The organism is Nocardia sp. AB354, from assembly GCF_049538315.1.
In the GTDB taxonomy this organism is placed as follows: Bacteria; Actinomycetota; Actinomycetes; order Mycobacteriales; family Mycobacteriaceae; genus Nocardia; species Nocardia nova.
The window spans coordinates 170,262-184,570 of record NZ_JBMVFU010000012.1 but is presented as its reverse complement, the minus strand read 5'-3'; the positions used below and the strand labels follow the sequence as shown (position 1 = coordinate 184,570).

At 69.3% G+C, this 14,309-nt stretch carries 13 protein-coding genes and 1 pseudogene; 9 read left to right on the top strand and 5 right to left on the bottom strand.

Annotated features, from left to right (window positions below; all coding sequences use genetic code 11):
• Positions 1 to 44 precede the first annotated feature (44 nt).
• A pseudogene (locus tag ACPCUW_RS19465) lies at positions 45 to 269 on the bottom strand (TetR family transcriptional regulator); the annotation flags it as partial.
• Here ACPCUW_RS19465 and ACPCUW_RS19460 point away from each other — a divergent pair.
• Positions 207 to 1,382: an FAD-dependent monooxygenase gene (locus tag ACPCUW_RS19460; protein ID WP_423426284.1), complete on the top strand. Its 1,176-nt coding sequence runs from the start codon at positions 207 to 209 to the stop codon at positions 1,380 to 1,382. The pseudogene ACPCUW_RS19465 and the gene ACPCUW_RS19460 sit on opposite strands and share 63 nt — an antisense overlap.
• A gap of 145 nt (positions 1,383 to 1,527) precedes the next feature.
• Positions 1,528 to 2,682: a hypothetical protein gene (locus tag ACPCUW_RS19455; RefSeq protein ID WP_423426282.1), complete on the top strand. Its 1,155-nt coding sequence runs from the start codon at positions 1,528 to 1,530 to the stop codon at positions 2,680 to 2,682.
• 170 nt (positions 2,683 to 2,852) lie between these two features.
• Here the strand turns inward: ACPCUW_RS19455 and ACPCUW_RS19450 are convergent, their stop codons facing one another.
• Positions 2,853 to 3,839, bottom strand: coding sequence for a heme o synthase (locus ACPCUW_RS19450; RefSeq protein ID WP_423426280.1), 987 nt, complete (start codon positions 3,837 to 3,839; stop codon positions 2,853 to 2,855).
• Positions 3,840 to 4,277: 438 nt separating this feature from the next.
• Between ACPCUW_RS19450 and tkt the strand changes: the two genes are divergently transcribed.
• The 5 genes from tkt to pgl are packed head-to-tail and all read left to right on the top strand — an operon-like array spanning position 4,278 to position 10,753.
• Complete coding sequence (gene tkt / locus ACPCUW_RS19445) at positions 4,278 to 6,422, top strand: transketolase (protein WP_063013306.1); 2,145 nt, start codon at positions 4,278 to 4,280, stop codon at positions 6,420 to 6,422.
• 3 nt (positions 6,423 to 6,425) lie between these two features.
• Positions 6,426 to 7,556, top strand: a complete 1,131-nt coding sequence (tal, locus tag ACPCUW_RS19440; protein WP_063013308.1) for a transaldolase — start codon at positions 6,426 to 6,428, stop codon at positions 7,554 to 7,556.
• A 5-nt stretch (positions 7,557 to 7,561) separates the two neighbouring features.
• Positions 7,562 to 9,124 (top strand): glucose-6-phosphate dehydrogenase, encoded by a 1,563-nt coding sequence (zwf, locus tag ACPCUW_RS19435; RefSeq protein WP_063013310.1) that lies wholly within the window; start codon positions 7,562 to 7,564, stop codon positions 9,122 to 9,124.
• A complete protein-coding gene (gene opcA / locus ACPCUW_RS19430) occupies positions 9,121 to 10,029 on the top strand; it encodes a glucose-6-phosphate dehydrogenase assembly protein OpcA (protein WP_174554966.1) in 909 nt (302 codons plus the stop codon). Before zwf ends, opcA begins: the two co-directional genes overlap by 4 nt.
• Complete coding sequence (pgl, locus tag ACPCUW_RS19425) at positions 10,022 to 10,753, top strand: 6-phosphogluconolactonase (protein ID WP_423426277.1); 732 nt, start codon at positions 10,022 to 10,024, stop codon at positions 10,751 to 10,753. The genes opcA and pgl overlap by 8 nt, the downstream gene beginning before the upstream one ends.
• A gap of 18 nt (positions 10,754 to 10,771) precedes the next feature.
• Here the strand turns inward: pgl and ACPCUW_RS19420 are convergent, their stop codons facing one another.
• Both ACPCUW_RS19420 and ACPCUW_RS19415 read right to left on the bottom strand, forming a co-directional pair.
• Positions 10,772 to 10,909 (bottom strand): hypothetical protein, encoded by a 138-nt coding sequence (locus ACPCUW_RS19420; protein ID WP_423426275.1) that lies wholly within the window; start codon positions 10,907 to 10,909, stop codon positions 10,772 to 10,774.
• Positions 10,910 to 10,933: 24 nt separating this feature from the next.
• A complete protein-coding gene (locus ACPCUW_RS19415) occupies positions 10,934 to 11,926 on the bottom strand; it encodes an alpha/beta fold hydrolase (protein ID WP_063013316.1) in 993 nt (330 codons plus the stop codon).
• 54 nt (positions 11,927 to 11,980) lie between these two features.
• Between ACPCUW_RS19415 and ACPCUW_RS19410 the strand changes: the two genes are divergently transcribed.
• Positions 11,981 to 12,817, top strand: a complete 837-nt coding sequence (locus ACPCUW_RS19410) for an SDR family NAD(P)-dependent oxidoreductase (protein WP_423426272.1) — start codon at positions 11,981 to 11,983, stop codon at positions 12,815 to 12,817.
• Positions 12,818 to 12,883: 66 nt separating this feature from the next.
• Positions 12,884 to 13,375: a flavin reductase family protein gene (locus ACPCUW_RS19405; RefSeq protein WP_063013320.1), complete on the top strand. Its 492-nt coding sequence runs from the start codon at positions 12,884 to 12,886 to the stop codon at positions 13,373 to 13,375.
• 33 nt (positions 13,376 to 13,408) lie between these two features.
• Here the strand turns inward: ACPCUW_RS19405 and ACPCUW_RS19400 are convergent, their stop codons facing one another.
• Complete coding sequence (locus ACPCUW_RS19400; protein ID WP_064911094.1) at positions 13,409 to 14,251, bottom strand: LysR family transcriptional regulator; 843 nt, start codon at positions 14,249 to 14,251, stop codon at positions 13,409 to 13,411.
• Positions 14,252 to 14,309: the final 58 nt, after the last annotated feature.

Sequence of the window (14,309 nt, the reverse complement as noted above, 5' to 3'; positions counted from 1 at the left end):
TGTTCCTTCCCTGCGAAGTGGTTGTAGAACGATCCCGCCGACCGCCCGGCCGCCGCGGTGATGTCGGTGATCTTGGTGTTCAGATAACCCCGCTCGGCGAACAGCCGGCGCGCGGCGTCCTCGAGTGCCTGTTCGGTGTCCGCGGACCGCTGCTTAGGACTGCCGGCCTGCTCACGTCCGACGGCACGCCGGTGGCCGAACGCCGGATGAGCGAACCGCGCAAGCCGAGCCCGGCCGTGCCGTATCCGAATCCGTGGGTGCTGGGCCAATCCGACACCGAGCGACTGCTGCGGGAACGTCTCGCCGAATTCGGCGTCCGGGTCGAATTCGGCACCGCCCTGGTCGATTTCACCCAGGACACCGACGCGGTGCGGGCCGCCCTGGCCGGACCGGGCGGCACCGAGTATGTCGCGGCGCAGTATCTGATCGGCGCGGACGGTGGCGCCGGAACGGTGCGGCGCACACTGGGGATTCCGTTCGAGGGGACCACCGACGAGTCGATCCGCATGCTGCTCGGCGACGTCCGGGTCGACGCGCTGGACCACGATTTCGGCTATTGGTTCGCCTCGGCCGACACGCCCACGTCGGGTGTCGCGCTGACGCTGCTGCCCGGCGGCCGGCTGTTCCAGTTCGCGGCTCCGCTCGGCGACGACCCCCGGCCCACGCGCGGGGTGCTGCAGGAACAGCTGGACCGGGTGAGCGGGCGCACCGATCTCAGCGTCGGGGAGCCGGTGTGGTCCACGGTGTGGCGGCCGAATATCCGGCTGGCGCAGCGGTTCCGGTCCGGGCGGGTGTTCTTGGCGGGTGATGCCGCGCACGTGCATCCACCCACCGGCGGGCAGGGGATGAACACCTGCATACAGGACGCCTACAACCTGGGCTGGAAGCTGGCCGCCGCGTTGGTCGGCGATCCCGGCCCGCTCGATACCTACGAGCCCGAACGCCGCGGTGTGGCACAGCGGGTACTCGGCCTGAGTACGGCGCTGCTCGGCAAACACCTGGCGGGACACGAGGACGCGATGCACCGCGGCGCCGAGACCCACCAACTCGACATCAGCTATCGGCGCACGGCCGAGGCCGCCGGACTCACTGCCGGCGATCGCGCGCCCGACGCCCCGCTCCGACGCGGTGACGGCAGCGCGCTACGGCTGTTCGACCTGTTCCGAGGCCCGCACGCGACCCGTTTGACATTCGGTGCTCCGGTCGAGACCACGGAAGATACCGGGGTCCGGGCGTATTCGATCGTCGCGCCCGGCCACCGTCCAGGCCCCGGCCAATTGATCGCGGTCGACGGTCATGCTTTCATCGACTACGCGGCCACCCCGGGCACCCGGGTACAGGTGCGACCGGACGGATATCTGGCATGGCATCGGCAGGGGTGACCCGCCGACGACCCGGCCACGCCGATGGTGGATGATCTGTGCTGCCGCCCAAGCCGATTCGCCCGCTTCGCCGTACCGTCGTACGGTGGTCGGGCGGTCGCTCGGGGCGGCCGGCAGAACAGGCATCGGTCAGGGGTTGATCCAGATGTTGGTGAAGGTTCGCAACGACGACCCGTCGCGGCTGTCCAATTCCGAACGGACGGTGGCGAACTGGCTGAAGACCTGGACCGGCGCGCACGCGTTACCCGGTATCGCGGTGGTCGCGGCCGGTGCCGCCGATGCGATCGTCTGGACGCCGAAGACCTGCGTGGTCGTCGTGATCAAGGACTTCACCGAACGGGCGAGCGGCACGCTCACCGTCTCCGGTTACCGGCCCTGGACCATCGACGACCGCATCGCGCCGCTGGCCGGAACCGAGGCCGGCACCGAACCGATGACCGAGATCCGCGCCCGCACCGGTGAGATGGCCGAGCTGCTGCGCGGTGCGCCCGGCCGGGAGCGGGTCGGGGTGACCGGCATGGTGCTGGTCATGCCGCAGTTGAGCAGCCGGGTCGCATTGGACAAGGGTGATCTCCCGGACGGGATCGATGTCGTTCTCGGCGACGGGCCCGCGGCGTTGCGCAACTACTTCAGCCGGATCCCCGCGGACGCACCCGACACCTGGGATGCGACGCAGGTCGGCCAGGCATTGGCCGCGATCGGATTCGCCGCGGCCGCAACCCATTCCGATCTCACCGCGGAGGGCTTTCCCGCGCGGCTGGACCGCACTCCCCCGCCGCCGACCCCCGTCCCGTCCCGTGGCCCCACACCGCCGGCGGGGGCGCCGATTCCCGGGCGGGGTCCGGCCGGTGTCCCGGTCGCCGCCGCTGCCCCGATGTCGCCGGGTGGTGCGCCGGTATCGATGGCTCGCCCGAATCCGGCGCCGCAGCCCGCGCCCGGTCCGGTCCCCCAGCCCGTCGCCGCGGCCGGTCCGGTTCCTGCAGGGCCGGCGCCGGCCTACGGGCAGAACCAGCAACCCTATTCGGTGCCCTTCGATCCGCGCCCGCCCGCGGCTCCGCCTCGGCGCAACCGCAACCGCAGCCTGGTGCCACTGGTTCTGCTGGGCGTTCTGGTCGTCGTGCTGGCGTTGGCGGCCATGTGTACCGCGGGCGGCGGGTCCGGGTCCGGCCCCAGCCACGCTCCAGCTTCCGGCCGCACCACCACGACGACCACCTCGCATTACACCCCGGCGCCGGAGCGCACCGTGCCGCCCTCGACGCCCGGGCACGCGTGCTACCCGTTCCAGCCCGGCTGCCCCTGAGTCGCGAACCTACGGGCCGCCGGACACTACGGGCGTAGGTGGCCCGACAGCTCGACTCCCCACCCCGGAAGCGCGGCGCATAGGGACCGCCTACCGGATCGGATTACCGGTGAGGCGCGCGTCTATTCGATGTGGCGGATTGCGGGCCCAGGGCCGGGCCCGCAGCGATCTCAGCCGAACAGCGTCGAGCCGATGGTGTGCCAGCCGAGCACCGAGTCCACGGCCAGACCGCAGAACACCACGGCGAGGTAGTTGTTGGACTGCAGGAACAGCCGCAGCGGCTTGACCGACGCCCCCCGGCGCACGCCGGAGTACAGCTGATGCGCCATCAGCAGGAACCAGGCACCGGCGACGATGGCGACCGCCGCGTACACGACACCTGTCGCCGGAATCAGCGCCAGGGTGGCGAGCACCGTCAGCCAGGTGTAGATGACGATTTGCTTGGTCACCGCGCGTTCGGTCGCCACCACCGGCAGCATCGGCACGCCGGCCGCGCGGTAGTCGTCCTTGTAGCGCATGGCCAGCGCCCAGGTGTGCGGCGGCGTCCAGAAGAAGATGACCGCGAACAGCGCGACCGCGGGCCAGCCGATGGTTCCGGTGACCGCCGACCAGCCGACCAGTGCGGGCATACAGCCCGCCGCGCCGCCCCACACCACGTTCTGCGAGGTCCGGCGTTTGAGGCCGAGGGTGTAGACGAAGACGTAGAACAGGATCGTCGCGACCACGAGCAGGCCCGAGAGCAGATTCGCCTGCCACCACAGCCACGCGAACGAGCCGGCACCGAGAGCGACACCGAAGACGAACGCGTTGCGGGTCGGCACCGCCTGGCGCGCCAGCGGACGCTTCGACGTGCGCTTCATGACCTTGTCGATATCGGCGTCGGCGACACAGTTGAGGGTGTTGGCACTGGCCGCACCCATCCAGCCCCCGAACAGGGTGGCCACGATCAGCCGGATGTCGACATGGCCACGGTCGGCCAGCAGCATCGTCGGGATGGTGGCCACCAGCAGCAGTTCGATGACCCGCGGTTTCGTCAGCGCGATGTAGGCGAGTACCCGGCGGGTCAGCTTCGACAGCGGGCCGCTGCCCTGGACACGGTCGGCGAGCGCCGTCGCGGAGGAGCCATGCGCATCACCCGGCTGTTGCCCAATCCGCACTGTCTCTCCTCGCAGGTGGTGCATCGATCCGGTAGGGAAGCAACGGTTTCGGCGGCGTGGCGGGCCTCCCGCGCGCAGCCGTTTCCGCTGTCACCGCAGAGCGCGGCGCGGGCGGCGCAGCCTCTACTACAGACGATGGTAGACCCCCGCGTGTTGTGCTCCGGCACCCACCCGCCGCGAAAGCGCCCGTGCCGCAGGCGATCGGCCCCGGCCGGTCCCGACGCGAGTGCCACGTCACATATCCGCCGTCGGCCGCTGTGCGGAATAGGTTCGGCTCAGCACCTCGGCGGCTGTCATCATTCACCGTAATCCCGCGCACCCGCACGGGGTGCGGGCGAAGGGTTCCCCACTCGCGGCGATCAGGCGACCTCTAGGGTAGTGGGTACAGCCCGCAAGCAGCCGTTGTACACACACGAGAAGGTCAGGAGAACCTCGGTCGTGTCAGTCACAGACGACATCCGCGCCCTCACCCAGCCCGCACATCCGGCCGACTGGACCGAACTGGACACCAGAGCCGTCGACACCGTCCGTGTCCTGGCCGCCGACGCGGTGCAGGCCGCCGGCAACGGCCACCCCGGCACCGCGATGAGCCTGGCGCCGCTGGCCTACACCCTCTACCAGCGGGTCCTGCGCTACGACCCGAGCGATCCGGACTGGACGGGCCGCGACCGGTTCATCCTGTCGTGCGGGCATTCCAGCCTGACCCAGTACATCCAGCTGTACCTGTCGGGACTGGGCCTGGAGCTCGACGACCTGAGGCACCTGCGCAAGTGGGGTTCGCTGACCCCGGGCCACCCGGAGTTCCGCCACACCAGGGGCGTGGAGATCACCACCGGCCCGCTCGGCCAGGGCCTGGCCTCGGCGGTCGGCATGGCGATGGCGGCCCGCCGCGAGCGCGGTCTCTACGACCCGTCCGCCGCGACCGGCGCCAGCCCGTTCGACCACTTCGTCTACGTCATCGCCTCCGACGGCGATATCGAAGAGGGCGTCACCTCGGAGGCCTCCTCGCTGGCCGGCACGCAGCAGCTGGGCAATCTGATCGTCTTCTACGACGACAACCGGATCTCCATCGAGGACGACACGTCCATCGCGCTGACCGAGGACACCGCCGAGCGCTACCGCGCCTACGGCTGGCACGTGCAGGTCGTCGAGGGCGGTGAGAACGTCACCGGCATCCTGGAGGCGATCGAGGCCGCCAAGGCCGTCACCGACAAGCCGTCGTTCATCCTGCTGCGCACGATCATCGGCTATCCCGCGCCGAACAAGATGAACACCGGCGCCGCGCACGGCGCCGCGCTGGGCGCCGACGAGGTCGCCGCCACCAAGGAGATCCTGGGCTTCGATCCGGGCCAGAGCTTCGTCGTCGACGACGAGGTCATCGCCCACACCCGCGGCAACGCCGCCGAACGCGCCAAGTCGGCCCGCGCCGCCTGGCAGGAGCAGTTCGACGCGTGGGCGCAGGCCAACCCGGAGAACAAGGAGCTGTTCGACCGGCTGCGCGAGCGCCGGCTGCCGAAGGGCTGGACCGAGGGCCTCCCCTCGTTCGAGCCCGACGCCAAGGGCATGGCCACCCGTAAGGCCTCGGGCAAGGTCCTGGCCGCGCTGGCCCCGGTGCTCCCGGAGCTGTGGGGCGGTTCGGCCGACCTGGCCGAATCGAACAACACCACCATGCCCGGCGTGCCGAGCTTCGGCCCGGCGTCGATCTCCACGGGGATGTGGAAGGCCGAGCCCTACGGCCGCACCCTGCACTTCGGTGTGCGCGAGCACGCGATGGGTTCGATTCTCAACGGCATCGCCCTGCACGGCCCGACCCGGCCCTACGGCGGCACCTTCCTGGTGTTCTCCGACTACATGCGCCCGGCGGTCCGGCTGGCCGCGCTCATGCGCGTGCCGGCCATCTACGTCTGGACCCACGACTCCATCGGCCTGGGTGAGGACGGCCCGACCCACCAGCCGATCGAGCACCTCGCCGCGCTGCGCGCCATCCCGGGCCTGAACGTGGTCCGCCCCGGCGACGCCAACGAGACCGTGTACGCGTGGCGCACCATCCTGGAGCTCGAAAGCGCCGAGCAGCATTCGCATTTCGTGCCGGCCGACCACCCGCACACCGACGGCCCGTCGGCGCTGGCGCTGACCCGCCAGGACGTGCCCACCCTGGAGGGCACCAGCTACGAGGGCGTCTCCCGCGGCGGCTACATCCTGGCCGAATCCTCCACCGGCACACCGCAGGTGATCCTGATCGCCACCGGTTCCGAACTTCAGCTCGCCGTCGCCGCGCGCACTACGCTGGAGGAGCAGGGCATCGGCACCCGGGTGGTGTCCATGCCGTGCGTGGAATGGTTCGATGCGCAGGAACAGTCCTACCGCGACGAGGTGCTGCCGCCGCAGATCACCGCCCGCGTCACGGTCGAGGCCGGTATCGCGATGCCGTGGCACCGCTTCACCGGCAGCGACGGTGAGAACGTCTCGATCGAGCACTTCGGTGCTTCGGCCGACTTCAAGACCCTGTTCCGCGAATTCGGCATCACCGCCGAAGCCGTCGTCGATGCCGCGAAGCGCTCACTCGACAAGGTGAAGGGATAACCAATGGCACAGAACGAGAATCTCGCCGCACTGTCTCGCGCAGGCGTGTCGGTGTGGCTCGACGATCTGTCACGCAACCGGATCCGCTCGGGCAATCTCGCCGACCTCGTCGCCACCCGCAGCATCGTCGGCGTGACCACCAACCCGACCATCTTCCAGGCGGCCCTGAGCGAGGGCCACGCCTACGACGACCAGGTCAAGGAGCTGGCCGCCCAGGGCGCCGACGCCGACGCCGCCATCCGCACGATCACCACCGACGACGTCCGCTCGGCCTGCGACGTGCTGGCCGAGGTCTTCGACGCGACCGGCGGCGTGGACGGCCGGATCTCGATCGAGGTCGACCCGCGACTGGCCTTCGACACCGACAAGACCGTCGCGCAGGCGGTCGAGCTGTGGAAGATCGTCGATCGGCCGAATCTGTTCATCAAGATTCCGGCCACCGAGGAGGGCCTGCCCGCGATCACGCGCGTGATCGCCGAAGGGATCAGCGTCAACGTCACGCTGATCTTCTCGGTGCAGCGCTACCTCAGCGTGATGGGCGCCTATCTGGACGGCCTGCGCAAGGCGCGCATCGCCGGCCACGACCTGGCCCGCATCCATTCGGTCGCGTCGTTCTTCGTCTCCCGCGTGGACACCGAGATCGACAAGCGGCTCGAGCAGATCGGTTCGGACGAGGCGCTGGCCTTGCGCGGTAAGGCCGGAATCGCCAACGCGCGCTTGGCCTATGCCGCCTATCAGGACGTGTTCGACGGGGGTGACCACACCTCGACCTACTCGCATCTGGCCTCGTCCGGTGGTAATCGGCAGCGGCCGCTGTGGGCGTCGACGGGCGTGAAGAACCCGGACTACCCCGACACCATGTACATCACCGAGCTGGTGGCGCCGAATACGGTCAACACGCTGCCGGAGAAGACCCTCGAGGCGTTCGCCGACCACGGCGAACTGCGCGGGGACACGGTGTCGGGCACGGCGGCCGACGCGCAGGGTGTGTTCGACGCGCTCACCGGCGTCGGAGTCGATCTCGACGACGTGTTCGCCGTCCTCGAGCGCGAAGGTGTCGAGAAGTTCGAGAAGTCGTGGGACGAGCTGCTCACGGCGACCACCGCCGAGTTGAAGAGCACCGGAAGCAACTGACCGCGATGGCCGGCCAGAAGAAGACGGCCGCCCCGGGGAATCCGCTGCGCGAGGAGCGCGACAAGCGGCTTCCCCGGATCGCCGGCCCGTGCAGCATGGTGATCTTCGGGGTGACAGGGGACCTGTCACGCAAGAAACTGATGCCGGCCATCTACGACCTCGCGAACCGGGGGCTGCTGCCCCCGGGTTTCGCGCTGGTCGGGTTCGCCCGGCGCGATTACGCCGACGAGGATTTCGCTCAGGTCGTCCTCCAGGCGGTCAAGGAGCATGCGCGCACCCCGTTCCGGCAGGAGGTGTGGGAACAGCTGTCGGAAGGTATCCGCTTCGTGCAGGGCACCTTCGACGACGACGCCGCCTTCGGCACGCTCGCGCAGACGCTCAAGAAGCTGGACGCCGAACGCGGCACCGGCGGCAACCACGCCTTTTATCTGTCGATTCCGCCGAACGCGTTTCCGATTGTGCTGGAACAGCTTTCGCGCACCGGGCTGGCGAAGCCGCCGGATCCGGGGCCGGGTAAACCGCAGCCGTGGCGGCGGGTGGTGATCGAGAAGCCCTTCGGTCACGACCTGCAGAGCGCCCAGGAGCTCAACGCCCTGGTCAACCGGGTGTTCCCCGAGGAGACGGTCTTCCGTATCGACCACTACCTCGGCAAGGAGACGGTGCAGAACCTGCTGGCGCTGCGGTTCGCGAACGAACTGTTCGAGCCGATCTGGAACGCCAACTTCGTCGACCACGTGCAGATCACGATGGCCGAGGACATCGGATTGGGCGGGCGCGCAGGCTATTACGACGGCATCGGCGCCGCCCGCGACGTCATCCAGAACCATCTGCTGCAGCTGCTGGCGCTGACGGCGATGGAGGATCCGGTCAACTTCCAGCCGCGACAGCTGCAGATCGAGAAGATCAAGGTGCTCTCGGCAACGAAGCTGGTCGAACCGCTGGAGGAGACCACCGCCCGCGGCCAGTACGCGGCCGGCTGGCAGGGCAGCGAGCGCGTGGTGGGCCTGGCCGAGGAGGAGGGTTTCGATCCGCATTCGCGCACCGAGACCTACGCCGCGATCACGCTGAACGTCGACACGCGCCGCTGGGCGGGCGTGCCGTTCTATCTGCGCACCGGAAAACGCCTGGGGCGCAGGGTCACCGAGATCGCGGTCATGTTCAAGCGGGCCCCGCATCTGCCCTTCGATCAGACCATGACCGAGGAGCTGGGCCAGAACGCGCTCGTCATCCGGGTGCAGCCGGACGAGGGCATCACCATGCGGTTCGGTTCGAAGGTGCCCGGATCCAGTATGGAAGTCCGCGACGTCAACATGGATTTCAGCTACGGCGAATCGTTCACCGAATCCTCGCCCGAGGCCTACGAGCGGCTCATCCTGGACGTGCTGCTGGGCGAGCCGTCACTGTTCCCGGTCAACGAGGAGGTCGAATTGGCGTGGCGCATCCTCGATCCCGTACTCGATCATTGGGCCGAGGGCGGTAAGCCCGAGTTATACGAGTCCGGCACCTGGGGTCCGGCCTCGGCCGACGAAATGCTCGCCCGCACCGGGCGCGAATGGCGGCGGCCATGATCGTCGACATGCCCGACACCAGCACCCGCGAGGTGACCAAACGACTGGTCAGCCTGCGCGAGTCCAACGGTGTGATCGCCATGGGCCGGGTGCTCACGCTGGTGGTGTGCACGCTGGATTCCTCGGAGGCCGAGGACGCCATCGACGCGGCCAACGACGCCAGCCGCGAACACCCCTGTCGCGTGATCGTGCTCGCGCGCGGCGACCGGTTCTCCGAGACCAAACTCGACGCCCAGATCCGGGTCGGCGGCGACGCCGGGGCGGCCGAGGTGATAGTGCTGCGACTGCAGGGCGAGCTGGTCAACAACGAGAGCAGCGTGGTCATCCCGTTCCTGCTGCCGGACACTCCGGTGGTGGCGTGGTGGCCGCGCGGCGCACCGGAGTTTCCGTCGCGGGATTCGGTGGGACGCTTGGCCATTCGCCGGATCACCGATTCGACCTATGCCCCGGACCCACGTGCGGCGATCACCCGGCGGCTGGATTCCTACGCGCCGGGCGACACCGATCTGGCGTGGAGCCGGATCACGTTCTGGCGGGCGCTGCTGGCCTCGGCACTCGACGTGCCGCCGTACGACCCGATCGAATCGGTGACGGTTTCGGGGCTGGCCGAAGAACCCGCGCTCGACATTCTGGCGGGATGGCTGGCGGCCAAATTGGCGTGCCCGATCCACCGTCGGACCGGAGAGTTGAAGGTCGTCCTGCACCGCGCGTCGGTGTCGGTCGGCATCGAACGTCCGCAGACGGGCCGCACCGCGACCCTGACGCGGACCGGCGAGCCCGATCAGCGGTTCGCGCTCGCCCGTCGTGAGACCAAGGACTGCCTGGCGGAGGAACTGCGGCGGCTCGATGCCGACGAGGTCTACGCCGAGGCACTGGCCGGAATCGGGAAGGTGATCTATGAGTAAGCCGGAAATCGCGGTTTTTGCCGATCACGACGACCTGGTGAAGGCGGCAGCCGTGCGGTTCGTGCAGGTGGTGACCAGGGCTCAGGCCGAGCGTGGTTCGGCGTCGGTGGTTCTCACCGGCGGCGGCACCGGGATCGCCATGCTGGAGCAGGTGCGGCACGCACCCGGCGCGATCGACTTCGGTCGCCTGGATGTGTTCTGGGGCGACGAGCGGTTCGTCCCGGCGGGCGATGCCGAACGCAACGAATTGCAGGCGCGCGAGGCGTTGCTCGATCACGTGGCGGTCGACCCGGCGCGGGTGCATCCGGTCGCGACCTCTGACGGGGAGTATCCGGATCCGGTCGAGGCCGCCGCCGAGTATTCGGCGACGGTGCACGCGCATCTGGCCGAGCACGGCGCATTCGACCTGCATCTGCTCGGCATGGGTGGCGACGCTCATGTGAACTCGCTGTTCCCGCATTCCGCGGCCGTGGCGGAGGAGCACGAACTCGTTCTCGCCGTAACCGATTCGCCGAAGCCGCCGCCGGTGCGTGTCACCCTGACCCTGCCCGCGGTCGCCCGCGCGCGGCACGTGGTTCTGGTGGTCGGCGGCGAGGGCAAGGCCGAGGCGGTGGCCCAGGCGGTGGGCGGCGCTTCCCCGCTCGAGATCCCGGCGGCCGGCGCGCACGGCAGCGAAACAACGACCTGGATGGTCGACGAAGCGGCGGCCGCGAAGCTGCCCTGAGCCGGGACCGAATCTCGGCTAGTCGTCCTCCGTCTGCGCCCACGCGGCGACAGGCAGGCTCAGATACACACCGACGAGGTGGCCCGCGGGCAGGATGCGGGCCACCTCGTCGTGAATATGGGCCGCCCGGCGGGCGCGTAGACGCTCCGGCCGCACCCGGCGCGAGGAGTGGGCGAATCCTTACCGCGGCACCGCATTTCGCGACGCGTCGCCGGCGACGAGTTCGGCGAGGTGACGCAACAGGAAGTCGTTCACCGCATCGGTGCGCTCGAGTTGGACGAGATGTCCTGCGCCGGGCACCTTTTCGACGGCCCGCAGATCCGGTACGTGCGCACGCAGCACCGCCAGTGGGTCGCGGCCGCTGAAACCCTCCATATCCGGGTCGTTTTCGCCGTAGAGGAAGCAGGTCGGCACCGGCACCGTCGTCGGCAGGCCCTCGGTCAGCTCCCAGTTGCGGTCCAGCGCTCGGTACCAGGTCAGCCCGCCGGTGAAGCCGGTCCGTTCGAATTCGGCTGCCAGGGTGTCGAATTCGGATTCCGAGAGCCACGGCCAGGGCAGTGCGGGCGCCTGCGGCAGTGCGTCCAGGTAACCGATACCGGGCGGATTCTTCCAGGTGTCGAGGTAGTGGAACTCGCCACTGAGCGCGTAGTACACGCGGGCCAGGAATTCGCGGGGACGAGCGGCGAGTTCGGCGTCGGCGACACCGGGCTCCTGAAAATACGACAGATGCAGGAAATGACGCTGTGCGGCGCGCGTCCAGAACTCCGACGGCGCCTTCGGCGGCCGGGGCGCGTACGGATTGTTCAGCACCATGATCGCCGCTACCCGTTCCGGCGCCCGCAGTGCCAGCTCCCACACCAGCTGCGCGCCGAAGTCCAGGCCGACGAAAACCGCTCGCTCGGCGCCGATCTCGTCGAGCAGCCCGAGCAGATCGCCGATCACGGCCCGATTGGTGGTCGCCTCCACCCCGCCGGGCGCCTCGGTCCGGCCGTAGCCGCGCAGATCCGGGGCGATGGCGTGATATCCGGCTGCCGCCAGCGCCGACAATTGCCGATGCCACACGTACCAGCCGTGCGGAAATCCGTGGCAGAAGATGACCGGATACCCGCGTCCCGCTTCGGCGATATGCAGCCGAATCCCGTTGGTCTCCACGAACCGATGCGTCGGCCCCACTGCGCCTCCCAGGTACTAGAACACGTTCTCGTTTCACGGTAGTGTCCCGGAGTCGTGAACGGAATACTGACCGATCGAGTCGCCGTCGTCACCGGTGCGAGCCGCGGTATCGGCAAGGGCATCGCGCTCGAGCTGGGTGCGTCCGGCGCGACGGTGTACGTGACCGGGCGCTCCGAAAGTCCCGGGCAGCTGCCGGGCACCGTGGCCGCGACCGCCGGCGAGATCGACGAGCTCGGCGGGCGCGGGGTGCCGTTCGTCTGCGACCACCGCGACGACGAGGCGGTGGCACGGTTGTTCGAAACCGTGCGCGCCGATCACGGCCGGTTGGATGTGCTTGTCAACAACGTCTACAACTCCCCTGCCTCGGCGCGCTGGCTCGGCAAACCGTTCTGGAAGGTGCCGCCGAAGGCCTGGGACGAGGGCTTCGATATCGGCGTGCGCTCCCATTACGCCGCCGCCCATTTCGCGGCGCCGCTGCTGATCGAATCGGGCGGGCTGATCGTCGACATCTCCTCGCCGGGCGCCGAACATTTCACCCACAACGTCGTCTACGGCGTGGGCAAGGCCGCCGTCGACCGGCTGACCGCCGATATGGCGCACGATCTGGCCGGCACCGAGGTCACGGTCGTGTCGCTGTGGCCGGGGATCGTGAATACCGAACTGCTGCAGCTGGTTCCGGCCGATGCGCAGGGCCGGCGCCTGATCACGCTGCCCGGTGAGGGCACCTTCGATCTGAACGAGGCCGAGACTCCGCATTTCGCCGGGCGCGCGGTGGTCGCGCTCGCCGCGGATCCGGGCCGGCGCTCACGCACCGGCCGGGCGTGGCGGGTGGCCGATCTGGCCGAGGCCTACGGCTTCACCGATATCGACGGTCGCGTGCCGCGCACGTGACAGGCGCTGTTCCCTTAGCCTGAGGCGGCGGCTCGCACCCGCGACGCCGGCAGTGAAGGAGGGTGGATGGACGCGATCGCGAATTTCGACGCGCTGGTGGCGGCGGCGGACGCACCGATCTACGTGGTGACGGTGGCGACGGAATCCGAGCGCGCCGGGTGTGTGGTGGGCTTCGCGTCCCAGGTCGGGATCGAACCGCGCCGATTCCTGGTGTGCCTGTCCGAACTCAACTACACCTACCGGGTGGCCGCGGGCGCCACCCACGTCGCGGTGCATCTCGTAGATTCCGGTTCGCGGGCCCTGGCCCAGCTGTTCGGTGCGGAGACCGGCGACGATGTCGACAAGTTCACCTGGTGCCGGTGGCATCACGGGCCCGACGGAGTGGTGGTGCTCGACGAGGCGGCGGCCTGGTTCTCCGGCCGGATCCTCGAGCGCCACGATTTCGGCGACCACGTGGGTCTGCTGCTGGAACCGCTGGGCGGCCCGACCCCGCCGGAGGGCATCACCGGGCTGCGCTACAGCGACCTCGCCGGTCTCACTCCCGGCCACCCCGCCTGAAGGCTTCCCCTAGGGCTCCGGCGTTCGAGACCCTCAGCCATTCGCGGCGAGGTCGAGGAAGCTCCGCACCGACCTGGCCGGCGCGGGCCGGGTCCGCCAGGCCAGCCGCAGGGCCGACGGCGGGGCGTCCGGGATATCGAGGTAGGCCACGCCGGGATGCGGCGCTCGGGTGCGTGCCAGCTCGGGAACGGCACCGATCCCCCGGTCGGCGGCGATCAACTCGATCCACTCGTCGAAGTTCGTGCAGGTGACGATCTCGCGGCCGGGTTCGGCTGCGGGCCAACTGGTTTCGTCGGTGGTGCCGGAGACGGTATTGACCACCAGCGGATAGGCCGCCAGATCCTGCCACCGCAGCGCCGCCGCGTTGGCCAGCGGCGAGCGGATGGACACCGCCGCCACCCGCCGCTCGGTGCCGATGATCCGCCCGGTCATGGCGGCAGGCAGCCGAATATCCTTGCGATACAGCGCGATATCGATACTTCCCGCCGCGACGGCGGCCACCGGATCGTCGATGCGATGGATGCCGACCCGCCCCCCGCGCGCCTCGAAGCGCGTGCGGACCTCGGTGAACCAGTCGTCGGGCAACAGCCAGGAAAACCCCACCGATACCCGGGCTCGCAGCCGCAGATCGGCGGTGACGGCATCGATATCGGCGACGATCCGGGTCGCGGCCGCGAGCAGATACTCCCCTTCCGCGGTGAGGACGAAGCGCCGCGCACTGCGCTCGACCAGCCGGCAGTCCAGAATCCGTTCGGCCTGTTGCACGGTGCGAGTCAGCGAGGGCTGGGTGGTGTGCAGCCGCGCTGCGGCGCGGGTGTAGTTGGCTTCCTCGCACAGCACCAGGAACGCGCGCAGATGCCGCAATTCCAGATCCATACGTTCAGCGTATACATCGTGCACAGGAAGCATTTCACGGGGCCGCGCCGGATCCGTA

What these genes read in the sequence shown, in the direction of transcription:
- tal (WP_063013308.1), top strand. Translation starts at nt 6,426, where the DNA reads ATGGCACAGAACGAGAATCTCGCCGCACTGTCTCGCGCAGGCGTGTCG.
- ACPCUW_RS19460 (WP_423426284.1), top strand. Translation starts at nt 207, where the DNA reads ATGAGCGAACCGCGCAAGCCGAGCCCGGCCGTGCCGTATCCGAATCCG.
- ACPCUW_RS19400 (WP_064911094.1), bottom strand. Translation starts at nt 14,251, where the DNA reads ATGGATCTGGAATTGCGGCATCTGCGCGCGTTCCTGGTGCTGTGCGAG.
- zwf (WP_063013310.1), top strand. Translation starts at nt 7,562, where the DNA reads ATGGCCGGCCAGAAGAAGACGGCCGCCCCGGGGAATCCGCTGCGCGAG.
- ACPCUW_RS19405 (WP_063013320.1), top strand. Translation starts at nt 12,884, where the DNA reads ATGGACGCGATCGCGAATTTCGACGCGCTGGTGGCGGCGGCGGACGCA.
- ACPCUW_RS19455 (WP_423426282.1), top strand. Translation starts at nt 1,528, where the DNA reads ATGTTGGTGAAGGTTCGCAACGACGACCCGTCGCGGCTGTCCAATTCC.
- pgl (WP_423426277.1), top strand. Translation starts at nt 10,022, where the DNA reads ATGAGTAAGCCGGAAATCGCGGTTTTTGCCGATCACGACGACCTGGTG.
- opcA (WP_174554966.1), top strand. Translation starts at nt 9,121, where the DNA reads ATGATCGTCGACATGCCCGACACCAGCACCCGCGAGGTGACCAAACGA.